Origin of the sequence: Pseudomonas kribbensis, assembly GCF_003352185.1 — a bacterium.
Classification (GTDB): domain Bacteria; phylum Pseudomonadota; class Gammaproteobacteria; order Pseudomonadales; family Pseudomonadaceae; genus Aquipseudomonas; species Aquipseudomonas kribbensis.
In genome coordinates this window covers 4852346-4876536 of record NZ_CP029608.1, presented here as the reverse complement: position 1 = coordinate 4876536, position 24191 = coordinate 4852346, and the positions used below count along the sequence as shown (strand labels likewise).

25 protein-coding genes and 1 tRNA gene are annotated in these 24191 nt (G+C 60.0%); 19 read left to right on the top strand and 7 right to left on the bottom strand.

Features of this window, described 5'->3' with window-relative positions; genetic code table 11:
* The first annotated feature begins 76 nt into the window (after positions 1-76).
* The 19 genes from DLD99_RS22300 to nadA all read left to right on the top strand — a co-directional run bounded on the left by DLD99_RS22300 (position 77) and on the right by nadA (position 15136).
* Positions 77-547, top strand: a complete 471-nt coding sequence (locus DLD99_RS22300) for a Dps family protein (RefSeq protein WP_039766007.1) — start codon at positions 77-79, stop codon at positions 545-547.
* Positions 548-788: 241 nt separating this feature from the next.
* The gene (locus DLD99_RS22295; protein ID WP_114885071.1) at positions 789-1133 is read left to right on the top strand and encodes a ribbon-helix-helix domain-containing protein; all 345 of its coding nucleotides are present in this window, start codon (positions 789-791) and stop codon (positions 1131-1133) included.
* Between the two features lie 113 nt (positions 1134-1246).
* Positions 1247-1468, top strand: coding sequence for an FmdB family zinc ribbon protein (locus DLD99_RS22290; protein ID WP_065258528.1), 222 nt, complete (start codon positions 1247-1249; stop codon positions 1466-1468).
* 108 nt (positions 1469-1576) lie between these two features.
* Positions 1577-3352 carry an aspartate--tRNA ligase gene (gene aspS, locus DLD99_RS22285; protein ID WP_085709621.1) on the top strand — a complete coding sequence of 592 codons (1776 nt, stop codon included), beginning with the start codon at positions 1577-1579 and terminating at the stop codon, positions 3350-3352.
* 128 nt (positions 3353-3480) lie between these two features.
* Positions 3481-4227, top strand: a complete 747-nt coding sequence (locus tag DLD99_RS22280) for a YebC/PmpR family DNA-binding transcriptional regulator (protein ID WP_085709622.1) — start codon at positions 3481-3483, stop codon at positions 4225-4227.
* Between the two features lie 101 nt (positions 4228-4328).
* Positions 4329-4853 carry a crossover junction endodeoxyribonuclease RuvC gene (gene ruvC / locus DLD99_RS22275; RefSeq protein ID WP_065258525.1) on the top strand — a complete coding sequence of 175 codons (525 nt, stop codon included), beginning with the start codon at positions 4329-4331 and terminating at the stop codon, positions 4851-4853.
* Between the two features lie 114 nt (positions 4854-4967).
* Positions 4968-5576, top strand: a complete 609-nt coding sequence (gene ruvA, locus DLD99_RS22270; protein WP_007951205.1) for a Holliday junction branch migration protein RuvA — start codon at positions 4968-4970, stop codon at positions 5574-5576.
* Positions 5577-6638 (top strand): Holliday junction branch migration DNA helicase RuvB, encoded by a 1062-nt coding sequence (ruvB, locus tag DLD99_RS22265; RefSeq protein ID WP_085709623.1) that lies wholly within the window; start codon positions 5577-5579, stop codon positions 6636-6638.
* Between the two features lie 127 nt (positions 6639-6765).
* Positions 6766-7233 carry a tol-pal system-associated acyl-CoA thioesterase gene (gene ybgC, locus DLD99_RS22260; protein WP_085709624.1) on the top strand — a complete coding sequence of 156 codons (468 nt, stop codon included), beginning with the start codon at positions 6766-6768 and terminating at the stop codon, positions 7231-7233.
* A complete protein-coding gene (gene tolQ, locus DLD99_RS22255) occupies positions 7223-7918 on the top strand; it encodes a protein TolQ (RefSeq protein ID WP_007912733.1) in 696 nt (231 codons plus the stop codon). Before ybgC ends, tolQ begins: the two co-directional genes overlap by 11 nt.
* A 23-nt stretch (positions 7919-7941) precedes the next feature.
* A complete protein-coding gene (tolR, locus tag DLD99_RS22250) occupies positions 7942-8394 on the top strand; it encodes a protein TolR (RefSeq protein WP_162803534.1) in 453 nt (150 codons plus the stop codon).
* Positions 8394-9473 carry a cell envelope integrity protein TolA gene (tolA, locus tag DLD99_RS22245; protein ID WP_085709625.1) on the top strand — a complete coding sequence of 360 codons (1080 nt, stop codon included), beginning with the start codon at positions 8394-8396 and terminating at the stop codon, positions 9471-9473. The genes tolR and tolA overlap by 1 nt, the downstream gene beginning before the upstream one ends.
* 17 nt (positions 9474-9490) lie before the next feature.
* Positions 9491-10771 (top strand): Tol-Pal system beta propeller repeat protein TolB, encoded by a 1281-nt coding sequence (tolB, locus tag DLD99_RS22240; protein ID WP_162803533.1) that lies wholly within the window; start codon positions 9491-9493, stop codon positions 10769-10771.
* 52 nt (positions 10772-10823) lie between these two features.
* Complete coding sequence (gene pal, locus DLD99_RS22235) at positions 10824-11321, top strand: peptidoglycan-associated lipoprotein Pal (protein ID WP_003178634.1); 498 nt, start codon at positions 10824-10826, stop codon at positions 11319-11321.
* Between the two features lie 6 nt (positions 11322-11327).
* Positions 11328-12161 (top strand): tol-pal system protein YbgF, encoded by an 834-nt coding sequence (ybgF, locus tag DLD99_RS22230; RefSeq protein ID WP_114885069.1) that lies wholly within the window; start codon positions 11328-11330, stop codon positions 12159-12161.
* Between the two features lie 165 nt (positions 12162-12326).
* Positions 12327-12974, top strand: a complete 648-nt coding sequence (queE, locus tag DLD99_RS22225; protein WP_041068581.1) for a 7-carboxy-7-deazaguanine synthase QueE — start codon at positions 12327-12329, stop codon at positions 12972-12974.
* Position 12975: 1 nt separating this feature from the next.
* On the top strand, positions 12976-13668 hold the full coding sequence (queC, locus tag DLD99_RS22220) for a 7-cyano-7-deazaguanine synthase QueC (protein WP_114885067.1): 693 nt from the start codon (positions 12976-12978) through the stop codon (positions 13666-13668).
* 62 nt (positions 13669-13730) lie between these two features.
* A tRNA-Lys gene (locus tag DLD99_RS22215) sits at positions 13731-13806 on the top strand.
* 271 nt (positions 13807-14077) lie between these two features.
* Positions 14078-15136 (top strand): quinolinate synthase NadA, encoded by a 1059-nt coding sequence (gene nadA / locus DLD99_RS22210; RefSeq protein ID WP_114885065.1) that lies wholly within the window; start codon positions 14078-14080, stop codon positions 15134-15136.
* Between the two features lie 58 nt (positions 15137-15194).
* Here the strand turns inward: nadA and DLD99_RS22205 are convergent, their stop codons facing one another.
* The 7 genes from DLD99_RS22205 to DLD99_RS22175 all read right to left on the bottom strand — a co-directional run bounded on the left by DLD99_RS22205 (position 15195) and on the right by DLD99_RS22175 (position 24085).
* The gene (locus DLD99_RS22205; protein WP_085730269.1) at positions 15195-15683 is read right to left on the bottom strand and encodes an RDD family protein; all 489 of its coding nucleotides are present in this window, start codon (positions 15681-15683) and stop codon (positions 15195-15197) included.
* A gap of 97 nt (positions 15684-15780) precedes the next feature.
* Positions 15781-15993: a cold-shock protein gene (locus tag DLD99_RS22200; protein WP_007951194.1), complete on the bottom strand. Its 213-nt coding sequence runs from the start codon at positions 15991-15993 to the stop codon at positions 15781-15783.
* A gap of 404 nt (positions 15994-16397) precedes the next feature.
* Complete coding sequence (gene gcvT, locus DLD99_RS22195; RefSeq protein ID WP_114885063.1) at positions 16398-17522, bottom strand: glycine cleavage system aminomethyltransferase GcvT; 1125 nt, start codon at positions 17520-17522, stop codon at positions 16398-16400.
* Between the two features lie 51 nt (positions 17523-17573).
* Positions 17574-18950 (bottom strand): L-serine ammonia-lyase, encoded by a 1377-nt coding sequence (locus DLD99_RS22190; protein WP_085730271.1) that lies wholly within the window; start codon positions 18948-18950, stop codon positions 17574-17576.
* A gap of 75 nt (positions 18951-19025) precedes the next feature.
* Positions 19026-21878 (bottom strand): aminomethyl-transferring glycine dehydrogenase, encoded by a 2853-nt coding sequence (gene gcvP, locus DLD99_RS22185; protein WP_114885061.1) that lies wholly within the window; start codon positions 21876-21878, stop codon positions 19026-19028.
* Between the two features lie 10 nt (positions 21879-21888).
* Positions 21889-22272 carry a glycine cleavage system protein GcvH gene (gene gcvH / locus DLD99_RS22180; protein WP_114885059.1) on the bottom strand — a complete coding sequence of 128 codons (384 nt, stop codon included), beginning with the start codon at positions 22270-22272 and terminating at the stop codon, positions 21889-21891.
* Between the two features lie 304 nt (positions 22273-22576).
* A complete protein-coding gene (locus DLD99_RS22175) occupies positions 22577-24085 on the bottom strand; it encodes a sigma-54-dependent transcriptional regulator (RefSeq protein ID WP_114885058.1) in 1509 nt (502 codons plus the stop codon).
* Between the last annotated feature and the right edge of the window lie 106 nt (positions 24086-24191).

Here is a 24191-nt window from a genome sequence, read left to right as displayed (position 1 = left end):
GCTGCCATGGGAGGGAGGCCTTGCTACAGTGAACCGACACCTGCTGGATGAATTCAATCGCCGTTAGGGGGTAAGCATGGCAATCGATATCGGTATCAGTGAAGAAGACCGCAAATCCATCGTCGAAGGGCTGTCGCGTCTGCTGTCGGACACCTACGTGCTCTATTTGAAGACCCACAACTTCCACTGGAACGTCACCGGACCGATGTTCCGGACCCTGCACCTGATGTTCGAGGAGCAATACAACGAACTGGCACTGGCCGTGGATTCGATCGCCGAACGCATCCGCGCCCTGGGTTTCCCAGCGCCGGGTGCCTATGCGACTTACGCGCGTCTTTCCTCTATTAAAGAGGAGGTGGGCGTGCCGAGTGCCGAAGACATGATCAAACAGCTGGTCGAAGGCCAGGAGGCGGTCACTCGCACGGCGCGGGGGATTTTCCCGCTGCTGGATAAGGTCAGTGACGAGCCGACGGCTGATCTTCTGACTCAGCGCATGCAAGTCCACGAGAAAACCGCGTGGATGCTCAGGGCGCTGCTCGAAGCCTGATCGCCCGTGGCGCACGGACACGAATTGTCGGCCGTGCGCCCGTCCTGGCAAGGAAAAGGCACTCGCGTTTGTAGGATGCGAGGAAAGCACTTCGCTGGTCCATGATCCTCCCTTTTCTGTTGGCTTATCCTACGAGGACGGTCAAAAAGTCGTCTGGCCATGCCTTTGTCCCTGCGCTTTTAATGAGGTCACAGGATGTTGCCTTGGCAACAAGCAGAGATGGCAAAGGAGTGTCAACGATATGGAAGTTGGAGACAGGCGAAGTGGAATCGTCATCGGCTCGCGGCAGGACAGGGCCGTGGCGCCGTTTCTTGAAGAGTTCGACATGGCATTGATCCGGCCCTTGGCCCGGTCGGTGCGCTTGAACGGGTTTGCGACCTGCATGCGGCTGGAGCAGGTCTACTGGAATATTCTGGGCCGAATGGCCGAGGATAATTGCTGTTCGGTTGGCACCTTGCTGTCCCGTGTCGATCGCGAGGTGCACTTGCGACACGGGGGGGTGAAGAACTTCAGCGGTCTGGTGCGGGTGGTGTGCGTCGTGCACGGCCTGCGGGATGCCCCGGTGACCGTCGGGGGTTGCCAGTGACCGGGCGGCCCGTGCAGTCTTCCGGCTGCACAGGCCGCATTTAATGGATATAATCCCGCTCTTTCGCCACACCGCCCTGCGGCAGCTGGCAATCTGATCGCCGAGACAACTCCATGCCGATGTACGATTACCAATGTGCTTCCTGTGGTCATCAGTTGGAAGCCATTCAAAAGATCAGTGATGCACCGCTGGTCGATTGCCCTGCCTGTCAGGCACCAGAGCTCAGGAAACAGCTGTCCATGCCAGGCTTTCGCCTCAGCGGCAGCGGTTGGTACGAAACCGATTTCAAGACCGGCGCGAAGAAGAATCTGGCCGGTGGCGACAAATCTGACTAGGGTTCAGGCCCAGGTCTTACGACACGCGCGAGCATCCACCGGTCGCACAAAGCTTGAGTGCGGCGGATCTCCACCGAATTTCGAATTACGAGAAGCGAAACCACTACCATGATGCGCAGCCATTATTGCGGCCAACTGAACGAAAGCCTGGAAGGCCAGGAAATTACCCTTTGCGGATGGGTTCACCGTCGCCGCGACCACGGCGGGGTGATTTTCCTCGATATCCGTGATCGTGACGGTCTGGCCCAGGTGGTCTTCGATCCGGATCGCGCCGAAAGCTTCGCCGCCGCTGATCGCGTGCGCAGCGAATACGTCGTGAAGATCACCGGCAAGGTGCGTCTGCGTCCGGCCGGTGCCACCAACGCCAACATGGCGTCGGGCATGATCGAAGTCCTGGGCTACGAACTGGAAGTGCTGAACGAGTCGGAAACCCCGCCGTTCCCGCTGAACGAGTTCTCGGACGTGGGTGAAGAAACCCGTCTGCGCTATCGCTTCCTGGACCTGCGTCGTCCGGAAATGGCCGAGAAGCTGCGTCTGCGCTCGCGCATGACCACCAGCATCCGTCGCTACCTCGACGAGAACGGCTTCCTCGACGTGGAAACGCCGATCCTGACCCGCGCTACTCCAGAGGGCGCGCGTGACTATCTGGTGCCGAGCCGTACCCACGCTGGTTCGTTCTTCGCACTGCCGCAATCGCCTCAGCTGTTCAAGCAACTGCTGATGGTCGCCGGCTTCGACCGTTACTACCAGATCGCCAAGTGCTTCCGCGACGAAGACCTGCGTGCCGACCGTCAGCCTGAGTTCACTCAGATCGACATCGAGACCAGCTTCCTCGACGAAAAAGACATCATGGGCCTGACCGAAGGCATGATCCGCAACCTGTTCAAGGAAGTGCTGGATCTGGAATTCGGCGAATTCCCGCACATGACTTTCGAAGAAGCCATGCGCCGCTACGGTTCCGACAAGCCTGACCTGCGTAACCCGCTGGAGCTGGTCGACGTAGCCGATCAGCTGAAAGAAGTCGATTTCAAAGTCTTCAGCGGCCCGGCCAACGATCCGAAATGCCGTATCGCCGCACTGCGCGTTCCAGGCGGGGCGAGCATGCCGCGCAAGCAGATCGACGACTACACCAAGTTCGTCGGCATCTACGGTGCCAAGGGCCTGGCGTACATCAAGGTCAACGAGCGTGCTGCCGGTGTTGAAGGCCTGCAATCGCCGATTGTGAAAAACATTCCGGAAGCCAACCTGAACGTGATCCTCGATCGCGTTGGTGCTGTCGACGGCGATATCGTGTTCTTCGGCGCCGACAAGGCCAAGATCGTCAGCGAAGCCCTGGGCGCGCTGCGTATCAAGCTCGGTCACGACCTGAAGCTGCTGACCTGTGAATGGGCTCCGATGTGGGTCGTCGACTTCCCGATGTTCGAAGAGAACGATGACGGCAGCTTCTCCGCCCTGCACCACCCGTTCACCGCGCCGAAGTGCACCCCGGAAGAGCTCGAAGCCAACCCGGCTGGCGCGCTGTCCCGTGCCTATGACATGGTCCTGAACGGCACCGAGCTGGGTGGCGGTTCGATCCGTATCCACCGCAAGGAGATGCAGCAAGCGGTATTCCGTCTGCTGGGCATCAACGAAGCGGAACAGGAAGAGAAGTTCGGCTTCCTGCTCGACGCGCTGAAGTACGGTGCACCGCCGCACGGTGGTCTGGCTTTCGGTCTGGACCGTCTGGTGATGCTGATGACCGGCGCCCAGTCGATCCGTGAAGTGATCGCCTTCCCGAAAACCCAGAGTGCTGCCGACGTGATGACGCAGGCGCCGGGTGTCGTGGATGCCAAGGCACTGCGCGAACTGCACATTCGTTTGCGCGAAACACCAAAGGCTGAGTAAGACGGGCCTGAAGGCGCATCTTCGGATGCGCCTTTTTTCTTTCTATAGAGAGCAGGTCGAGATTTTTTGTTTGCTGGCTGTGCGATGTGCGCGGCGGGCAACGTTTCAAAGAGAATTCGGAGCGAGATATGGCAGGTCATTCCAAGTGGGCGAACATCAAGCACCGCAAAGAACGTCAGGATGCCAAACGAGGCAAGATCTTCACCAAGTGGATCCGTGAACTGACCGTTGCGGCCCGTCAGGGCGGTGGCGATCCGGGTTCCAACCCGCGTCTGCGTCTGGCCCTCGACAAGGCGCTGGGCGCGAACATGAGCCGCGACATCATCGATCGTGCGGTGGCTCGTGGCGCCGGCGCGACCGAAGCGGACAACGTTGAAGAACTGACCTACGAAGGTTACGGCCCGGGTGGCGTGGCGGTGATGGTCGAGTGCATGACCGACAACCGCAACCGTACCGCCGCGGCCGTGCGCCACGCGTTCAGCAAGTGTGGCGGCAACCTCGGTACCGACGGTTCGGTGGCCTACCTGTTCGAACGCAAGGGCCAGATCAGCTTTGCGCCAGGTGTTGACGAAGATGCGCTGACCGAAGCGGCGCTGGAAGCCGATGCCGACGACGTGGTCACTCATGAAGACGGCTCGATCGATGTGTTCACCTCGTTCACCAGCTTCTACGCCGTGCGAAACGCGCTGGAAGCGGCCGGTTTCAAGGGTGATGACGCGGAAATCGTCATGCAGCCGACTACCAGCGCCGAACTGGATCTGGAAGGCGCGGAGAAGGTGCTCAAGCTGATCGACATGCTTGAGGATCTGGATGACGTGCAGAACGTCTATTCCAATGCCGACATTCCGGAAGACGTGGCGGCTCAGCTCGGCTGATAACGGCTAGGCTTCAATGTGGGAGATTTCATGTTTGAGGGTTCCTCTCGAACATGGAATCTCCCACATTTGTTTTTGTGTTTTTTCGAACCTGCAGGCTTATGACTTTAATTCTTGGTATCGACCCCGGTTCGCGCATCACCGGATATGGCGTGGTACGCGATACCGGGCGTGGTTGTGTCTACGTGGCTTCCGGCTGCATTCGTACCGGCGCCGGCGAGTTGCATGAGCGTCTGCAGATCGTCTATCGCGGCGTGCGGGAAATCATCCAGACCTACGGTCCGGTGACCATGGGCATCGAAAAGGTGTTCATGGCGAAAAACGCCGACTCGGCGCTGAAGCTCGGGCAGGCCCGTGGGGCCGCGATCGTTGCGGGGGCCGAAGAGAGCCTGGAAATTGCCGAGTACACGGCAACCCAGGTCAAGCAGGCCGTGGTCGGCACCGGTGCAGCCAATAAAGAGCAGGTGCAGATGATGGTCATGCACATGCTCAAACTGACCAGCAAGCCACAAATCGATGCCTCGGACGCCCTGGCCATTGCCATTTGCCATGCGCACACCCGTTCCAGCCTGTTGCCCCATGGTCTGGGAACCGCACGCAGTCGTGGCGGGCGCCTGCGTCTCTGATAGCATCAGCAATCAATTTTCCGGTATACGGATTTTGTGCCTGGGTCGTCGGCCCGAATCCGTATTCCGTTTTGTCGCCAGCCCACGGCTGGCCAACGCTCAAGGATCTGAAACGTGATTGGACGCTTGCGCGGCACCCTCGCTGAAAAACAGCCGCCGCACCTGATTCTGGATGTAAACGGCCTCGGGTATGAGCTGGAAGTGCCCATGACCACCCTGTATCGCCTGCCGTCGGTCGGTGAACCGCTGACCTTGCACACCCATTTGGTCGTACGTGAAGACGCGCAGTTACTCTATGGTTTCGCTGGCAAGCGTGAGCGAGACTTTTTTCGCGAGTTGATCCGTCTCAATGGTGTGGGCCCGAAACTGGCCCTGGCCTTGATGTCGAGTCTGGAAGTCGATGAGCTGATCCGTTGCGTGCAGTCCCAGGACACCTCGGCGCTGACCAAAGTGCCGGGTGTGGGCAAGAAAACCGCCGAGCGTCTGCTGGTCGAACTCAAGGACCGCTTCAAGGCGTGGGAAACCTCGCCGGCCATGTTTGCGCTGGTACCGAACCAGCCGGACGGCCCGGCACCGGTCAATACCGCCGAGAACGACGCGGTCAGCGCGCTGATTTCCCTGGGCTACAAGCCACAGGAAGCGAGCAAGGCGATTTCCGCGATCAAGGAGAAAGGCTTGAGCAGTGAAGACATGATCCGACGCGCCCTGAAGGGAATGATTTAAGTGATTGAAGCTGATCGTCTGATCGCCGCCACGCACAGTCCGCGTGAGCGCGAAGAAGTCCAGGATCGGGCGATACGTCCCGTCAGTCTGGCCGAATACATTGGCCAGCCGACCGTTCGCGAGCAGATGGAACTGTTTATCCAGGCCGCCCGCGGCCGTAGCGAATCCCTCGACCACACCCTGATCTTCGGCCCGCCGGGGTTGGGCAAGACCACCCTGGCCAACATCATTGCCCAGGAAATGGGCGTGTCGATCAAGAGTACGTCGGGCCCGGTGCTCGAACGGCCGGGGGATCTGGCCGCGCTGTTGACCAACCTTGAACCGCACGATGTGTTGTTCATCGATGAAATCCATCGTCTGTCGCCGATCGTCGAAGAAGTGCTGTACCCGGCGATGGAAGACTTCCAGCTCGACATCATGATCGGTGAGGGGCCGGCAGCGCGTTCGATCAAGCTTGATCTACCGCCATTCACCCTCGTTGGCGCGACGACGCGGGCGGGGATGCTGACCAATCCGCTGCGTGACCGTTTCGGGATTGTCCAGCGTCTCGAGTTCTACAGCACCGCAGACCTGGCGACGATTGTCAGCCGTTCGGCAAACATCCTCGGCCTGCCGCTGGATCCGGAAGGCTCTTTCGAGATTGCCCGTCGTGCCCGTGGCACACCGCGGATCGCCAACCGGCTGTTGCGCCGGGTGCGGGATTTCGCCGAAGTCCGGGCCAAGGGGCATATCACCAAATCCGTTGCCGACCTGGCACTGAATCTGCTGGATGTCGATGAACACGGCTTCGATCATCAGGACCGGCGATTGCTGTTGACCATGATCGAGAAGTTCGATGGCGGGCCTGTCGGCATCGACAGTCTGGCGGCTGCAATCAGCGAAGAGCGCCACACCATCGAAGACGTGCTGGAGCCGTATCTGATTCAGCAGGGCTACATCATGCGTACGCCGCGGGGCAGGGTGGTGACCCGGCACGCGTATCTGCATTTTGGTTTAAACATTCCGTCACGAATGGGCGAAATGCCCGTGGCAGACGAGTTTCTCGATGCCGTGGACGATTGATACACATTTATTGGCGATTTATTCAGCGTTTGTACTGTCTCAGGACGGTACTTTTGCGGTAAAGCCTTCGAACTATGAAAAACAGTTGCCTGGCCGGATTGGCAACCCGAGGAGTAAGCACTAGAGTATGCGCGCGCAAAACGGGCTTGAGCCGTTCGCACATCGTTGTCGCGTTTATTACGAGGACACCGATGCGGGCGGCATCGTGTATTACGTTAATTACCTCAAGTTTATGGAACGGGCTCGAACCGAGCGGCTCCGGGAGCTGGGCTTTGCCCAGTCGGCGCTGGCAGGGGAGGACCTGTTGTTCGTCGTGCACTCCAGCGAAGCGCGATATCACGCGCCGGCGCGACTGGACGACGAACTGCTGGTAAGCGCTGATGTAATCGAATTGAACCGTGCCAGCCTGCGCTTTCGACAGCAGGTCAGGCGGGCAACGGATAATGTGCTGCTCTGTGAGGGGCAGTTTCTGGTGGCCTGTGTGCGCACTAACAGTTTGAAACCCCGGGCCCTTCCCGAAGACTTGCGTGCGGCTTTCGCCGACGCGGTCGGCACGGGTACACACTTGAAGCAGGAGATAAAGCGTGGAAGCTAACGTCGTCGACCATTCCTCCATGTGGAGCCTGGTCAGCAATGCCAGCATCGTGGTGCAGTTGGTAATGTTGACCCTGGTAGCCGCATCGGTGACCTCATGGATCATGATCTTTCAGCGCAGCAATCTGCTGCGCGCCGGTCGACGTGCCCTGGAGAGCTTCGAGGAGCGCTTCTGGTCGGGTATCGACCTGTCCAAACTGTACCGCCAGGCCGGCAGCAACCCGGATCCGGACTCGGGCGTCGAGCAGATCTTCCGTGCCGGTTTCAAGGAATTCTCGCGTCTGCGCCAGCAGCCGGGCGTTGACCCTGAAGCGGTCATGGAAGGCGTGGCCCGTGCCATGCGCGTAGCGATCTCCCGCGAGGAAGAGAAACTCGAGCAAAGCCTGCCGTTCCTCGCCACCGTCGGTTCGGTCAGCCCGTACATCGGTCTGTTCGGTACCGTGTGGGGGATCATGAACTCCTTCCGTGGTCTGGCCAGTGCACAACAAGCCACCCTGGCCACTGTGGCCCCAGGTATCGCCGAAGCCCTGATCGCCACCGCGATCGGCCTGTTCGCCGCGATCCCGGCCGTTATCGCTTACAACCGTTTCTCTGCCCGCAGTGAAACCTTGCTGAGCCGCTACTACACCTTCGCCGATGAATTCCAGGCGATCCTGCACCGCAAAGTGCACACCAGCGAAGAATAAGCAGGTATTTACCGATGGCTTTAATCACTCGAGCCCGACACAAGCGCAAGCCGGTCGCCGAGATGAACGTAGTGCCTTACATCGACGTGATGCTGGTGCTGCTGGTCATCTTCATGGTGACTGCGCCGATGCTCAATCAGGGCGTGAAAGTGGATCTGCCCAAGGTTTCCAGCGAAGCCTTGCCGCAGGACAACAACACCCAGGTGCTGACCATTTCGATCAAGGCTGACAAGACCTACTACTGGAACCTTGGCAGCGAAGTCGACACCGAGAAGCAACAGGACCGGGCCATGACCCTGCCACAGATGACCGACGCGGTGACCAAGATCATTCGCGCCGGCACTGAAGGCGGCAAGCGCACCCAGGTCTTCATCCGTGGCGACAAGTCCGTCGATTATGGCTCCGTCATGGGTGCCATGGGCGGGTTGCAGAAAGCCGGGGTCGGTAATGTTGGCTTGATCACCGAGGCCCCCTGATGCAGCAACAGCGAGAGCCGTCCGCCTCGGAAAGCTACTTCTGGCCCAGTGTCTGGGCGATTGGCTTGCACGTGCTGGTGTTCGGCATGCTGTTCGTCAGTTTCGCCATGACACCGGAGCTGCCGCCGGCCAAGCCGATTGTCCAGGCGACCCTTTACCAGCTGAAATCGAAAAGTCAGGCAACCACCCAGACCAATCAGAAGATTGCGGGTGAGGCGAAGAAATCCGCCGCGCGCCAGACCGAAGTCGAGCAGATGGAGCAGAAAAAGGTCGAGCAGGAAGCGGTGAAGGCTGCGGAACAAAAGAAAGAAGAAGCGGCTCAAAAGGCCGAGGAAGCCAAGAAGGCCGATGAGGCGAAGAAAGCGGAACAGGCGAAGAAGGCTGACGAAGCCAAGAAAGCCGAAGACGCGAAGAAAGCCGCCGAAGCCAAGAAGGCAGAAGAGAAACAATTGGCTGATATAGCCAAGAAGAAAGCTGAAGAAGAAGCCAAGAAGGCTGCTGAAGAAGAGGCCAAGAAAGAGGCCGCTGAAGAAGCCAAGAAGAAAATCGTCGAAGACGCGAAGAAGAAAGCCGCCGAAGACGCCAAGAAGAAAGCCGAGGCTGAAGAGGCGAAGAAGAAAGTCGCCGACGAAGCCAAGAAGAAAGCTGCTGCCGATGCAGCGAAGAAGAAAGCGCAGGACGCGGCACGCAAATCGGTCGAGGACAAGAAGGCCCAGGCTCTGGCCGACCTGCTGTCCGACAAGACCGAGCGTCAGCAGGCTTTGGCGGATGAACGTGGTGACGAAACCGCAGGCAGCTTCGATGACTTGATTCGTGCGCGGGCGGCGGAAGGTTGGGCACGTCCTCCTTCGGCACGCAAAGGCATGACGGTTGTACTGCAGATCGGCATGTTGCCGGACGGTACGGTGACTACGGTCAGCGTGGCCAAGTCCAGTGGCGACGGTCCGTTCGATGCGTCGGCAGTGGCGGCGGTCAAGAATATTGGACGTTTGACGGAAATGCAGGGAATGAAGCCGAGCGATTTCGCTCCGTATCGTTCATTCAAGATGACATTCACACCTGAGGATCTAGCCTTGTGAGAAACCTTCTTCGAGGAATGCTGGTCGTGATCTGCTGCATGGCAGGGATCGCGATGGCGGATGAAAAGAACATTCTGGTCACCAGCGGCAGCGATCGGGCGACTCCGATCGCCGTCGTACCGTTCGGTTTCCAGGGCGGTGCCGTCCTGCCGGATGACATGGCTGAAATCATTGGCAACGACCTGCGGAACTCGGGTTATTACTCGCCGATTCCAAAACAGAACATGATCAGCCAGCCAAGCCAGCCGAGCGAAATCATCTTCCGTGACTGGAAGGCTGTAGGTGCCCAGTACATGATGGTCGGCAACATCACGCCGGCCGGTGGTCGCCTGCAGGTTCAGTGGGCGTTGTTCAACGTTGCCACCGAGCAGAAAGTGGCGGACGGCAGTGTTTCCGGTACGACCGAGCAAATACGGGACATGGCGCACTTCATCTCTGACCAGTCGTTCCAGAAACTGACCGGTATCGACGGTGCGTTCTCGACTCGCCTGCTGTACGTGACGGCTGAACGCTTCTCCGAGAAGAACACCCGTTACACCCTGCAGCGTTCGGACTATGACGGTGCCCGCGCCGTGACTCTGCTGCAATCGCGCGAGCCGATCCTGTCGCCGCGTTTTGCACCGGACGGCAAGCGTATTGCCTATGTATCGTTCGAGCAGAAGCGTCCGCGCATCTTCATGCAGAACATCGACACCGGTCGCCGTGAGCAGATCACCAACTTCGAAGGCCTGAACGGTGCCCCGGCCTGGTCGCCGGATGGCAATCGCCTGGCGTTCGTACTGTCGAAGGACGGTAACCCGGACATCTACGTGATGAACCTCGGTTCGCGCCAGATCACTCGTGTGACCGCCGGTCCCGGCATCAACACCGAACCGTACTGGGGCAAGGATGGCTCGACCATCTACTTCACTTCCGACCGTGGCGGCAAGCCGCAGATCTACAAGACCAGCGCCAATGGCGGTGGTGCCGAGCGTGTGACGTTCGTGGGCAACTACAACGCCAACCCGAAGCTGTCGGCTGATGAAAAGACCCTGGTGATGATCCATCGTCAGGACGGTTTCACCAATTTCAAAGTGGCGGCTCAGGATTTGCAGCGCGGAAGTGTAAAAATCCTCACTGATAGCACTCTGGACGAGTCGCCTACTGTTGCGCCCAACGGCACCATGGTAATCTACGCCACCCGCCAACAGGGCCGGGGAGTCTTGATGCTCGTGTCCATTAATGGACGCGTTAGGCTCCCGCTTCCTACCGCTCAAGGCGAAGTCAGAGAACCGTCCTGGTCCCCTTACCTGAAGTGAGCGGGCGCTACACGTTTTACTTAACACACTGGGGTTCATTAGGAGTTTCACGATGGAAATGCTGAAGTTTGGTAAATTTGCTGCGCTGGCTCTGGCCATGGCTGTAGCTGTAGGTTGCTCGTCCAAAGGCGGCGACAACGCCGGTGAAGGCGCTGTTGATCCAAACGCTGGTTACGGCGCAAACACTGGTGCCGTTGACGGTTCCCTGAGCGAAGAAGCTGCTCTGCGCGCAATCACCACCTTCTACTTCGAATACGACAGCTCGGACCTGAAGCCAGAAGCCATGCGCGCTCTGGACGTTCACGCCAAAGACCTGAAAGCAAACGGCGCTCGCGTTGTTCTGGAAGGCAACACCGACGAACGTGGTACTCGTGAGTACAACATGGCACTGGGCGAGCGTCGTGCGAAAGCCGTTCAGCGCTACCTGGTACTGCAAGGTGTTTCCCCAGCTCAGCTGGAACTGGTTTCCTACGGCGAAGAGCGTCCAGTTGCTACCGGCAACGACGAGCAGTCCTGGGCTCAAAACCGTCGCGTCGAACTGCGTAAGTAATTCGATATGCGAACGTGCCGTCGTGCTGTAACTGTTCTGGCTCTCAGCCTCGCGCCGCTTGCGGCGTGGGCTGCGGTTCCTGTGGTCGATGACAACTCCGGTTATAACAATAGCGGGAGCAGTTATCCGCCTGCAGGTTACGGTACGAACGGCGCCTATGCCGGGGGAGCGGCTTCGGCCCCTGCCTCGGCACAAGGCATGCTGTTCAACCAACTGCAACAAATGCAGGATCAGATATCGCGCCAGCAGGGCGTGATCGAAGAACTGCAGAATCAGGTTGCGCGCATGAAGCAGGAATCCCTGGAGCGATACCAGGATCTTGATCGGCGCATAGGATCCGGTGCTGCACCTGCCGCGACTCCCGAGAATTCTTCTGCCGGTGGCGATGCAAGTGCTGCTGCCGGTGCCGCTGCTGGAGCCGGGGCTGCTGCCCAGGCACCTGCCGCGAGTGGCGAACCGGCTGATCCGGCCAAGGAAAAGCTGTATTACGATGCAGCCTTCGACCTGATCAAGGCCAAGGATTTCGACAAGGCCAGCCAGGCTTTCGCCGCGTTCCTGCGTAAATATCCGAACAGCCAGTACGCGGGCAATGCCCAGTACTGGTTGGGTGAAGTGAACCTGGCCAAAGGCGATCTGCAAGGTGCAGGTCAGGCTTTTGCCAAGGTTTCGCAGCTGTATCCCAAGCATGCCAAAGTGCCGGATTCGCTGTACAAGCTGGCTGACGTAGAGCGCCGCCTCGGTCACACCGACAAGGTCAAAGGCATTCTGCAACAAGTGGTGTCCCAGTATCCGGGTACCTCCGCTGCCCAGTTGGCCCAACGCGATCTGCAACGCATGTAAGTGTGTTTGACCCGTTTGGAAGAAACCCGCGCTTGTCGCGGGTTTTTTCGTTAGAATTCACGCCCTTTTATGAAACACGCTTCTGGTGATCTACGCGTTGGCGGGGTTGCCTGAAGTGCCTGACGGAGGCGGACAGCCTGTTTAGCTGTTACGCCCGTGGCGACTATGCAAGACACATTGAGAATCACCGAAGTTTTCTACTCGTTGCAGGGGGAAACGCGGACTGCCGGGCTGCCCACTGTTTTTGTGCGCCTGACCGGTTGCCCGTTGCGTTGCCAATACTGCGACAGTGCCTACGCGTTCAGCGGTGGCACCATTCGTACACTCGACGACATCCTCGAGCAAGTGGCCGGGTTTCGCCCGCGCTACGTTTGTGTCACTGGCGGTGAGCCGCTGGCACAGCCCAATGCCATCCCTTTGCTCAAGCAATTGTGCGATGCCGGCTACGAAGTCTCGCTGGAAACCAGCGGCGCCCTCGACATTTCAGCGGTTGATCCGCGGGTCAGTCGGGTTGTCGATCTGAAGACGCCCGATTCGAAAGAAGCCCATCGTAACCGTTACGAGAACATCGAACTGCTGACGCCCAACGATCAGGTGAAGTTTGTCATCTGCTCGCGGGACGACTATGACTGGGCGGTATCCAAACTGATCCAGTACGGGCTTGACCGGCGTGCCGGCGAAGTCCTGTTTTCTCCAAGTCACCATGACCTGAACGCAAGGGATCTGGCGGACTGGGTGGTGGCGGATAACCTGCCAGTGCGGTTGCAACTGCAGCTGCATAAATATCTATGGAATGATGAGCCGGGGCGCTGAGATGACTGAACAACTGAACACTAGCCAGAAACGTGCGGTAATCCTGCTGTCGGGTGGTCTGGACTCGGCCACCGTGGTGGCAATGGCCCGTGCTGAAGGCTACGCCTGCTACACCATGAGCTTCGATTACGGTCAGCGCTCCCACGCTGAATTGCACGCCGCTGCTCGCGTTGCCCGCGACTTGGGCGTGGTCGAGCACAAGGTCATTGGCCTGAACCTGAACGGCATGGGCGGTTCGGCCCTGACCGACACCAGCATCGAAATCCCTGAAGAACTGGGCGAGGGCATTCCGGTCACTTACGTGCCGGCGCGCAATACGGTGTTCCTGTCGCTGGCATTGGGCTGGGCTGAAGTACTCGGCGCCCGTGACATCTTTATCGGCGTCAACGCCGTGGATTACTCCGGTTACCCGGACTGCCGTCCCGAGTTCATCGAATCGTTCGAGCGCATGGCCAACCTGGCGACCAAGGCCGGTGTGGAAGGCAATGGTTTCCGCATCCAGGCGCCGCTGCAGAACCTGAGCAAGGCACAAATCGTCCAGACTGGCGTGAAGCTTGGTGTCGATTACGGGCTGACCGTTTCCTGCTATCAGGCTGATGATGAAGGCCGTGCATGCGGCAAATGCGACAGCTGCCGTCTGCGCTCAGAGGGCTTTGCGGCGGCCGGCGTGAGCGATCCAACACCTTATTTTTGATTTTTTTCAAAAAGGTGTTGAATAGTCCTTAAAAATCAGTATTATACGCGCCACCACACAGCGGGTCGTTAGCTCAGTTGGTAGAGCAGTTGGCTTTTAACCAATTGGTCGTAGGTTCGAATCCCACACGACCCACCATATTTGGCGGTTTAGAAAATCCGGAAGGCCCACGAAAGTGAGGATTTCCGGGTTTTTTTTTGCCTGCGATTCGGGCATCTCTTCATTCCGCGCCTCCTGCGCTGACACAGGTCAGAATCATCTTTTGCATCATCGGGATATTCTGTAGCCTTGCGCAGCTTCAACGCTGTCCGTGCCTGATAAAACTCACTCTCCCGGCGGTACCCTCAAGCGGTCCGGAGCCGGGTGTATACTCGACTTTCGCGCGAATGCGCCTGCAGGTCTTGCGAACATGACGCAGATTTCCGAACGCCTTCTGGTACAAGCCCACCTCGACGCCAAGCAGCCCAAGCCGCTGACGGCCGAGGAAGAGACTTATTACCGTTCCGCCATCGCCGCCGAGCTCAAGGCTCAGGACGCGGTACTGGTTGCCCACTTTTATTGCGATCCGATCATTCAGGCCCTCGCCGAAGAAACCGGTGGTTGCGTTTCCGACTCGCTGGAAATGGCCCGCTTCGGCAACGCTCACCCGGCCAAGACCGTGGTGGTCGCCGGCGTGAAATTCATGGGTGAAACCGCGAAGATTCTCAACCCGGAAAAGCGCGTGCTGATGCCGACCCTGGAGGCGACCTGCTCGCTGGACCTGGGTTGCCCGGTGGATGAGTTCTCGGCGTTCTGCGATCAGCATCCGGAACACACCGTGGTGGTGTACGCCAATACCTCGGCCGCGGTCAAAGCCCGGGCCGACTGGGTGGTGACATCGAGTTGCGCGCTGGAGATCGTCGAAAGCCTGATGGATAACGGCGAGACCATCATCTGGGGCCCGGACAAGCACCTGGGCACCTACATTCAGCGTCAGACCGGCGCCGACATGCTGCTTTGGGACGGTGCCTGCATCGTTCACGAAGAGTTCAAGTCCAAGCAGCTGGAAGACATGAAGGCGCTGTACCCGGACGCGGCCATTCTGGTGCACCCGGAGTCGCCGACGTCGGTGATCGAACTGGCGGACGCCGTCGGTTCCACCAGCCAGTTGATCGCTGCCGCGCAATCGCTGCCGAACAAGACCCTGATCGTCGCTACCGACCGCGGAATCTTCTACAAGATGCAGCAGTTGTGCCCGGACAAGGTCTTCATCGAGGCGCCAACGGCCGGTAACGGCGCGGCGTGCCGCAGTTGTGCGCATTGCCCCTGGATGGCCATGAACACCCTTGAGCGCACGCTGAAGTGCCTGCAGGAGGGCTCGAACGAGATCTTCGTCGACCCGGCGCTGATTCCCCAGGCGATCCGCCCGCTCAAGCGCATGCTCGACTTCACTCAGGCTGCGCGGATGAAACTGGCAGGCAACGCCTGACCTTGAGCCGCAAACAAAAACGCCCCGATCTGATCGGGGCGTTTTTGCATCTGCAGGATTATTTGGCTTTCTTCGGGATCCGCACCAGTTGCGTGTCCGAATAGATGTCATGCCAGGCGCGTTTGCGCTTGTCGAACAGCGACCAGAAGAACCCCACGCCGAGGCACAGCCACGACGCGATCGACACCATGAACCGCAGCAGCGCCTGCCACAGGCTGATCGCGGTGCCATCGGCGTTCTGTACGCGGATGCCCCAAACCTGCATGCCCAAGGTCTGGCCGGCGTGAGTCCAGAACTTGGCGAAGAAGCCGAACAGCACCAGCAGCAGCACGGTGGAATACAGCGGGTCGCCGTCCAGTTTGCCGGCGTCGGTCATTGCGCGCAGACGTTCTTCGCCGATGATTGCAGCCTGGATCAGCTTATAGATGAAGCCCGTGACGATCAGCAGGGCGGTGCACAGAAGAAAATCGTAGAACATCGCTGCCAGACGACGGCCGAGACCGACGGCAGGAAAGTCGCCCTGGGGAAGGAGCAGGTGTTTCGACATGGCAGCCTCTGGACGGAAAGTGAAGCGCCATTTTACGGATTCGCGCGCACAAAAAAGCCCCTGATATCAATATCAGGGGCTTTTTCGTTACAGAAAATCAGGCTTCAGCGATGACTTCATCAGCCTGCATGCCTTTCTGGCCTTGTACGGCAACGAAAGTCACTTTCTGGCCTTCTTTCAGGCTCTTGAAGCCGTTGCCCTGAATAGCGCGGAAATGCACGAACAGATCCGGACCGCTTTCTGGAGTGATAAAACCAAAACCTTTCTCGTCGTTAAACCACTTGACGGTACCGCTCTGACGTGTGGACATTTCTTATTTCCTTTGACGCAAAAATTGATGACAGTCTCTTCCTCATGAAAGAGTACTGGGGCTGGTTGCAGGAGAGTAAGAAGACGTCGAACGGGATGTAGCTAACTTGTAGGCTACTGCCCAGGTCACGATTCCAAGCTGACCCATGCAAACACAGTGGACAAACTCTACGCCAACTACAGGAGGAAAAACAAGCCCTGTGAAGGCCCCGGTTTTCCTGAGCTTGCCGGCTGTTAGTCAGTCCACTAGTCGGGCTTATACGATTAGCTTGTTCAATTGTTTTCGAACGTTATAAGCCAAGTTCATATTCGAATCGAATGTAAGGGAAGTGCACTGTTTTATGGCGATTGCGTTACACATTAGTGCACGCATAACGCAATCGCGTTACTTATAGAAACAGTCAATCAACCACGATAGTAGCGTTGTGGAACGAATGGCATTTTGCTTACAAGCATTTGCACCTTTTTCCCACGAACGATGGCCCAGACTGGCGTGTCCAGTGCGACATAGGCGCTGTCGAGGTAACCCATCGCCAATGGCCCGCCCAGGGTCGGGCCGAAACCGCCGCTGCACACGCTGCCGATGATGTCGCCGGCTTCGTTGACGATCTCTGCACCTTCACGGACCGGCGTGCGCTCCTGCGGCAGCAGGCCGACGCGTTTGCGTGCGACACCGTTCTGCTGCTGGCCGAAAACCTGTTCTGCACCCGGGAAACCGCCGGCCCGTGCGCCATCGGCGCGGCGTGGCTTGGAGATTGCCCACAACAGGCTGGCTTCGATTGGCGTGGTGTCGGTGTTCATGTCGTGGCCGTACAGGCACAGGCCGGCTTCCAGACGCAGCGAATCCCGGGCACCGAGGCCGATGGCGGCGACTTCCGGCTCGGCCAGGAGGGCGCGGGCGAGTTTTTCCGCATCGGCTGCCGGTACGGAGATTTCGAAACCGTCTTCACCGGTGTAGCCCGAGCGGCTGACGAAGCAATCCACGCCCAGCAGCGTCACGCGGGCGAACTGCATGAAGGTCATCTTCGCCACTTCCGGCGCCAGACGAGCAAGCACCGTGACTGCGGCCGGACCTTGCAGCGCGAGCAGAGCGCGGGCTTCGAACAGCTCGGTAATGGTGCACTGATCGCCAATGTGTTTTTGCAGATGCGCCAGGTCCTGATCCTTGCACGCGGCGTTGACCACCAGGAACAGTTCGTCGTTGCCGAGGTTGGCGACCATCAAGTCATCGAGGATGCCACCGGTTTCGTTGGTGAACATCGCGTAGCGCTGCATGCCCACCGGCAGATCGATGATGTCCACCGGCACCAGGGTCTCCAGGGCTTTGGCGGCATTGGCGCCGGTCAGGCGGATCTGGCCCATGTGCGAGACATCGAACAGCCCGGCCTGCTCACGGGTGTGCTGGTGTTCCTTCATCACGCCCAGCGGGTATTGCACCGGCATGTCGTAGCCGGCGAACGGCACCATGCGGGCGCCGAGTTCGATGTGCAGAGCGTGCAGCGGGGTTTTCGACAGTTGTTCGGTGGACATGCGTGACTCCTTGATTCACACCAACCCTCTCCCGGCGGAAGAGGGGGCTAATTAACACTCGATAATGTTGACCGCCAGACCGCCGCGGGCGGTCTCCTTGTATTTGCTTTTCATGTCGGCGCCGGTCTGGCGCATGGTGCGGATGACCTTGTCGAGGGAAACGAAGTGCTGCCCGTCGCCGCGCATGGCCATGCGCACGGCGTTGATCGCCTTGACCGAGCCCATGGCGTTGCGCTCGATACACGGCACCTGCACCAGCCCGCCAATCGGGTCGCAGGTCAGGCCGAGGTTGTGTTCCATGCCGATTTCAGCGGCGTTTTCCACTTGTTGCACGCTGCCGCCAAGGACCTCGCACAACGCGCCGGCCGCCATCGAACAGGCCACGCCGACCTCGCCCTGACAGCCGACTTCGGCGCCGGAGATCGAGGCGTTTTCCTTGTACAGAATGCCGATGGCCGCCGCGGTCAGCAGGAAGCGCACCACGCCGTCATCGTTGGCGCCGGGAATGAAGCGCATGTAGTAATGCAACACCGCAGGGATGATCCCCGCCGCACCGTTGGTCGGTGCTGTCACTACACGCCCGCCGTTGGCGTTTTCTTCGTTGACGGCGAGGGCGTAGAGGTTGACCCAGTCCAGCACCGACAACGGATCGCGCAGCGACGATTCCGGGTTCTTGCACAGTTGCCGGTGTAACGCCGCCGCCCGCCGTTTGACCTTCAGGCCACCCGGCAGAATGCCTTCGTTGCGACAGCCGGCGGCCACGCAGTCCTGCATCACTTGCCAGATTTTCAGCAGGCCGGCGCGGGTTTCCGCTTCCGGGCGCCAGGCGCTTTCGTTGGTCAGCATCACCTGGCTGATCGACAGCCCATAAGTGGCGCAGTGACCGAGCAAGTCCTTGGCACTTTTGAACGGGAAGGTCAGCGGTGTGGCGTCTTCGACGATACGGTCGGCACCGGCCGCATCTTCGTCGACCACAAAACCGCCGCCAACCGAGTAGTACTCGCGGCTGCGGATCTGCAATCCCGCCGCATCGAAGGCACGGAAAATCATGCCGTTGGGGTGATAGGCCAACGGTTTGCGGATCATTGCCAGATGTTCTTTCTCGTTGAACGCAATGCTGTGTTCACCGAGCAGGTTCAAACGCCCGCTGCCGCGAATCTGCGTGAGACGTGCGGCGACGGTTTCGGTATCCACGGTATCCGGGTGCTCACCTTCCAGGCCCAGCAGCACGGCCTTGTCGCTGCCGTGACCCTTGCCGGTGGCGCCGAGGGATCCATACAGCTCGACCCTGACGCTGGTGGTGGCCGACAACAGGTTTTCCCGACGCAGGCCTTCGACGAAGCGCGCAGCAGCGCGCATCGGGCCGACGGTGTGGGAGCTGGAGGGGCCGATGCCAATCTTGAACAGGTCGAACACGCTTAACGACATGGTTGTTCTCCGGTTTCTTGTTATAGGCACATCAGGCACGCATGAAAGGGGCGGGCGAACCCGCCCTCTCACAGGTCAAGCGTAGCTTTCGATCGACGGGCAGGCGCAAACCAGGTTGCGGTCGCCGAACACGTTGTCGACGCGACCGACCGGCGGCCAGTACTTGCCTTCGATCAACGACGCCACCGGGTACACCGCTTGTTCACGGCTGTACGGGTGAGTCCACTCGCCAACCAGCTCTGCCGCAGTGTGCGGTGCGTTCTTCAGCGGGTTGTCGTCCTTGTCCAGGGTGCCGTTTTCCACTGCGCGGATTTCTTCGCGGATGCGGATCATGGCGTCGCAGAAGCGGTCCAGTTCTTCCTTGGACTCACTTTCGGTCGGCTCGATCATCAGCGTGCCGGCCACCGGGAACGACATGGTCGGGGCGTGGAAGCCGAAGTCGATCAGACGCTTGGCAACGTCATCGACGCTGATGCCGCTGCTGTCTTTCAACGGACGCAGATCGAGGATGCACTCGTGCGCTACCAGACCGTTGCTGCCGGTGTACAGCACCGGGTAGTGCTCTTCCAGGCGACGGGAAATGTAGTTGGCATTGAGGATCGCCAGTTGCGAAGCGCGCTTCAGGCCTGCGCCACCCATCATGCGAATGTACATCCAGGTGATCGGCAGAATGCTTGCGCTGCCGAACGGTGCTGCGCAGACCGCGCCTTCCTTGCGCTCCATGTGGCCATGGCCCGGCAGGAACGGAGTCAGGTGCGATTTCACGCCAATCGGGCCGACGCCCGGGCCGCCACCGCCGTGCGGAATGCAGAAGGTCTTGTGCAGGTTCAGGTGCGAAACGTCGCCGCCGAACTTGCCCGGGGCGCAGAGACCGACCATCGCGTTCATGTTGGCGCCGTCGATGTACACCTGACCGCCGTTGTCATGAATGATGCCGCAGATTTCGCGGATGCCTTCTTCGAACACGCCGTGGGTCGACGGGTAAGTGATCATCAGCGCGGCGAGGTGTTCGCGGTGCTCGATGGCCTTGGCGCGCAGGTCTTCGATGTCCACGTTGCCACGGGCGTCGCAGGCGGTCACGACCACACGCATGCCGGCCATGTTGGCGGTGGCCGGGTTGGTGCCGTGGGCGGACGACGGGATCAGGCAGATGTCGCGACGGTCTTCGCCACGGCTCTGGTGGTAGGCACGGATCGCCAGCAGGCCTGCGTATTCACCCTGGGAACCGGCGTTCGGTTGCAGCGAGATCGCGTCGTAACCGGTGGCGGCGCAGAGCATCGCTTCCAGTTCGTCGGTCAGTTGCTGGTAACCGGCGCTTTGCTCGGCCGGGGCGAACGGGTGCAGGGCGCCGAATTCGGCCCAGGTCACCGGGATCATTTCGCTGGCGGCGTTGAGTTTCATGGTGCACGAGCCCAGCGGGATCATGGTGCGATCCAGTGCCAGGTCCTTGTCCGCCAGTTTGCGCAGGTAGCGCATCAGCTCGGTTTCCGAGTGATAGCGGTTGAACACCGGGTGGCTGAGGATTGGCGACTGACGAACCAGTGCGGCTGGAATGGTGCTTTGCGCGGCAGCGGCAAGAGTAGCGAAATCAGGCAAAGCCTTGCCGTCGGCGAACAGGCCCCACAGGGTTTCGATGTCGGCCTGGGTGGTGGTTTCGTCGACCGACAGGCCCAGACGCTGGGCATCGATCACCCGCAGGTTGATCTGTTGGGCGCGGGCCTTGTCATGCAGCGCAGTAGTTTGCGCGCCGGTGGACAGGGTCAGGGTGTCGAAGAAGCTGGTTTGCTCGACGGTCACGCCCAGTGCGCTCAGGCCCTTGGCCAGGATCGCGGTCAGGTGATGCACGCGGTTGGCGATCCGGGTCAGGCCTTTCGGGCCGTGGTACACGGCGTACATGCTGGCAATGTTGGCCAGCAGCACTTGTGCGGTGCAGATGTTCGACGTGGCCTTCTCACGGCGGATGTGTTGCTCGCGGGTCTGCATCGCCAGACGCAGGGCCGGTTTGCCGAAACGGTCAACCGAAACACCGACCAGACGGCCCGGCATGTCGCGCTTGAACGCATCTTTGGTGGAGAAGTAAGCCGCGTGCGGGCCGCCGAAGCCCAGCGGTACGCCGAAACGTTGGGCGCTGCCGATGGCCACGTCCGCGCCGAATTCGCCCGGCGGGGTCAGCAGGGTCAGGGCCAGCAGGTCGGCAGCCACAGCCACCAGAGCGTTGGCGGCGTGGAAGCGCTCGGTCAGTTCACGGTAGTCGAACACATCACCGTTGCTCGCCGGGTATTGCAGCAGCGCGCCGAAGAATGGCGTCACGTCGCTCAGTTCACGCTCGTCGCCGACCACCACTTCAATGCCCAGCGGCTCGGCACGGGTGCGCAGCACGTCGAGGGTTTGCGGGTGGCTGTGGATCGAGGCGAAGAACTGGTGGCTGCCCTTGTTCTTGCTCAGGCGTTTGCAGAAGGTCATGGCTTCGGCAGCGGCGGTGGCTTCGTCGAGCAGGGAAGCGTTGGCGATCGGCAGGCCGGTGAGGTCGCTGATCAGGGTCTGGAAGTTCAGCAGCGCTTCGAGACGGCCCTGGGAAATTTCCGGCTGGTATGGGGTGTAAGCGGTGTACCAGGCCGGGTTGTCCAGCAGGTTGCGCAGGATCGGCGACGGCGTGTGGCAATTGTAGTAGCCCTGGCCGATGTAGGTCTTGAACAGCTGGTTCTTGCCGGCGATGCCTTTGATCATTGCCAGGGCATCGGCTTCGCTCAGGCCGTCGTCCAGACCGAGCACGCTGGTGCCCTTGATGCTTTCCGGGATGACGCTGGCGCTCAGGGCTTCGAGCGAGTCGAAGCCGAGGCTGTTGAGCATGGCCTGCTCGTCACCGGCGCGCGGGCCGATGTGACGGGCGATGAATTCGTTGGCGGTGCCGAGATTTACTTGGGTCATGTCAGGTTCCTCAGGCTTCGGCTTGGGCTTTGATCAGACGGTCGTAGGCGTCCTGATCCAGCAGCTTGGCGACGGCGGAAGCATCCGACGGCTTGAAGCGGAAGAACCAGCCTTCGCCCAGCGGATCTTCGTTGACCAGCTCAGGGCTGTCTTCCAGCGCCGGGTTGGTGGCCAGGACTTCCCCGTCCAGCGGCATGTAAACGCCGCTCGCGGCTTTTACCGATTCCACAGTGGCGGCTTCGGCGCCTTTCTCGTAAGCCTGCAGTTCAGGCAGTTGCACGAACACCACGTCGCCCAAAGCGTTCTGCGCGAAAGCGGTGATGCCAACGGTGACAGAACCATCGGCTTCGGCGCGCAGCCATTCGTGATCTTCAGTAAAACGCAACTCGCTCATGGAATCTCCTAAGGGCCAGACTCGTCTGGTGGACGCGGTGGATTACTTGGGCGGTAATGCCCTGATTTTATGAACGGTTACTTAGCAAGAACGCGGCCAACGTAAAAATATCGTTGTAAATCAATGAGTTGACATTTTGTCGATGGACTTTGAGGGTGGAGTGTGTAGCGAAATCGCTACAGCTCGGGGCGAAGAAAAAAGCTGAAGCGGATCAAAGCCTTGCACGGCGGTGATCGGAGAAGGGTGTAGCGATATCGTTCCGCTGTAGCGCTTTCAGTACAGATGGAGGTCGCTTTTGGCGGGGTCAGGCTTTTCCCGGAATCCCGTACTTGCGCAGCCGATGGGCAATCGCCGTGTGCGAGGTCTGCAGGCGGCCGGCCAGTTGGCGGGTCGAGGGGTAGCTGACGTAGAGTTTTTCCAGCAGCGATTTCTCGAAGGCTTCCACCGCTTCTTCCAGGCTGTCGACGTCGGTGTCGGTCTGGCGTGCCACGGAGGTGCCGGCGATGTCGAGGTCGCCGATGTCCACCAGGCTGCTTTCGCAGATGGCGGCGGCGCGGAAGATTACGTTCTGCAATTGCCGCACGTTGCCCGGCCAGCGGTTGCCGAGCAGCGCCGGATAGGTGCCGGGCGCGAGGCGGCAGACCGGGCGCTGGATCTGCGCGCAGGCCTGCTGCATGAAATAGCGCGCCAGCAACAGAATGTCCTGACCGCGTTCGCGCAACGGCGGCACTTCGACGTTGAGTACGTTGAGGCGGTAGAACAGGTCTTCGCGGAACAGGCCTTCGCTGACCATTTTTTCCAGGTCACGGTGGGTCGCGCTGAGGATCCGCACATCGACTTTGACTTCGCGATCGCCGCCCACCCGACGGAAGCTGCCATCGTTGAGAAAGCGCAACAGCTTGGCCTGCAAGTACGGCGACATCTCGCCGATCTCGTCGAGGAACACTGTGCCCTGGTTGGCCAGTTCCATCAGCCCCGGTTTGCCGCCCCGTTGTGCGCCGGTGAAGGCGCCGGGGGCGTAGCCGAACAGTTCGCTCTCGGCGAGGTTCTCCGGCAGGGCCGCGCAGTTCAGCGCCAGAAACGGTGCGTTGTGCCGGGCACTGATGGCGTGACAGGCGCGGGCCACCAGTTCCTTGCCGGTACCGGTTTCGCCCTGGATCAACAGCGGCGCATCGAGGGCCGCCACCCGTTGCGCGCGGGCCTTGAGCGTGCGGATCGGCGGCGACTCGCCGAGCAACGCATCGAAACCTTCGGCATGGTCGTGGTGCAGCGCCGAGAGCTGTTCGCCGATGCGGTTCGGTTGATACAGGGTCAGCAGGGCGCCGGCGTCAGTGATCGGCGTGGCATCCAGCAACAAGGTCTGGCCGTTGACGGTGATTTCCCGCAGCGGCAGGCGGAAACCCTGTTCGAGCAAGGTCTCGAGCAGGCCCGGATCGTTGAACAGCTCAGAGACACTTTCGCCCGCCGGTTCGCGACCGTACAGGGCGATCAGCGCCGGGTTGGCCAGCAACACCTTGCCGGCGCTGTCGAGGGCCAGCACCGGGTCGGTCATCGCCGCGAGCAATGCGTCGAGCTGCAAGTGCCGACGCTGGCCGGGGAGGATGTCGACCACCACCACGGCTTCCACGCCACGCACCCGGAACAGCGCATCTTTCAACTCTTCGAGCACTTGCGGGCTGAGGGTCGGGGCGTCGATGTAGACGTTCGGCGGGACCATTTCCACCGCATCCAGATTGAGATTGCGTCCACCGAGAATCGCCAGGACTTCCTGGGTGATGCCGACGCGGTCGATGAAACTGACGTGGATACGCATGGGGCGGTTCTGGGTTCTGGAGTGCGGAGGGGGGCAAGTATGCCTTGGGGCGGGGAAATGGTGAAACCGGGCGCGTTCTTCCGCTGGCTACATACCCTTGTGGGAG

What these genes read in the sequence shown, in the direction of transcription:
- DLD99_RS22190 (WP_085730271.1), bottom strand. Translation starts at nt 18,950, where the DNA reads ATGTCGTTAAGCGTGTTCGACCTGTTCAAGATTGGCATCGGCCCCTCC.
- gcvH (WP_114885059.1), bottom strand. Translation starts at nt 22,272, where the DNA reads ATGAGCGAGTTGCGTTTTACTGAAGATCACGAATGGCTGCGCGCCGAA.
- gcvP (WP_114885061.1), bottom strand. Translation starts at nt 21,878, where the DNA reads ATGACCCAAGTAAATCTCGGCACCGCCAACGAATTCATCGCCCGTCAC.
- DLD99_RS22290 (WP_065258528.1), top strand. Translation starts at nt 1,247, where the DNA reads ATGCCGATGTACGATTACCAATGTGCTTCCTGTGGTCATCAGTTGGAA.
- aspS (WP_085709621.1), top strand. Translation starts at nt 1,577, where the DNA reads ATGATGCGCAGCCATTATTGCGGCCAACTGAACGAAAGCCTGGAAGGC.
- queE (WP_041068581.1), top strand. Translation starts at nt 12,327, where the DNA reads ATGCAAGACACATTGAGAATCACCGAAGTTTTCTACTCGTTGCAGGGG.
- DLD99_RS22175 (WP_114885058.1), bottom strand. Translation starts at nt 24,085, where the DNA reads ATGCGTATCCACGTCAGTTTCATCGACCGCGTCGGCATCACCCAGGAA.
- DLD99_RS22200 (WP_007951194.1), bottom strand. Translation starts at nt 15,993, where the DNA reads ATGTCCACACGTCAGAGCGGTACCGTCAAGTGGTTTAACGACGAGAAA.
- DLD99_RS22300 (WP_039766007.1), top strand. Translation starts at nt 77, where the DNA reads ATGGCAATCGATATCGGTATCAGTGAAGAAGACCGCAAATCCATCGTC.
- DLD99_RS22295 (WP_114885071.1), top strand. Translation starts at nt 789, where the DNA reads ATGGAAGTTGGAGACAGGCGAAGTGGAATCGTCATCGGCTCGCGGCAG.
- DLD99_RS22280 (WP_085709622.1), top strand. Translation starts at nt 3,481, where the DNA reads ATGGCAGGTCATTCCAAGTGGGCGAACATCAAGCACCGCAAAGAACGT.
- pal (WP_003178634.1), top strand. Translation starts at nt 10,824, where the DNA reads ATGGAAATGCTGAAGTTTGGTAAATTTGCTGCGCTGGCTCTGGCCATG.
- ybgC (WP_085709624.1), top strand. Translation starts at nt 6,766, where the DNA reads ATGCGCGCGCAAAACGGGCTTGAGCCGTTCGCACATCGTTGTCGCGTT.
- ybgF (WP_114885069.1), top strand. Translation starts at nt 11,328, where the DNA reads ATGCGAACGTGCCGTCGTGCTGTAACTGTTCTGGCTCTCAGCCTCGCG.
- nadA (WP_114885065.1), top strand. Translation starts at nt 14,078, where the DNA reads ATGACGCAGATTTCCGAACGCCTTCTGGTACAAGCCCACCTCGACGCC.
- ruvC (WP_065258525.1), top strand. Translation starts at nt 4,329, where the DNA reads ATGACTTTAATTCTTGGTATCGACCCCGGTTCGCGCATCACCGGATAT.
- queC (WP_114885067.1), top strand. Translation starts at nt 12,976, where the DNA reads ATGACTGAACAACTGAACACTAGCCAGAAACGTGCGGTAATCCTGCTG.
- DLD99_RS22205 (WP_085730269.1), bottom strand. Translation starts at nt 15,683, where the DNA reads ATGTCGAAACACCTGCTCCTTCCCCAGGGCGACTTTCCTGCCGTCGGT.
- gcvT (WP_114885063.1), bottom strand. Translation starts at nt 17,522, where the DNA reads ATGTCCACCGAACAACTGTCGAAAACCCCGCTGCACGCTCTGCACATC.
- tolA (WP_085709625.1), top strand. Translation starts at nt 8,394, where the DNA reads ATGCAGCAACAGCGAGAGCCGTCCGCCTCGGAAAGCTACTTCTGGCCC.
- tolB (WP_162803533.1), top strand. Translation starts at nt 9,491, where the DNA reads ATGCTGGTCGTGATCTGCTGCATGGCAGGGATCGCGATGGCGGATGAA.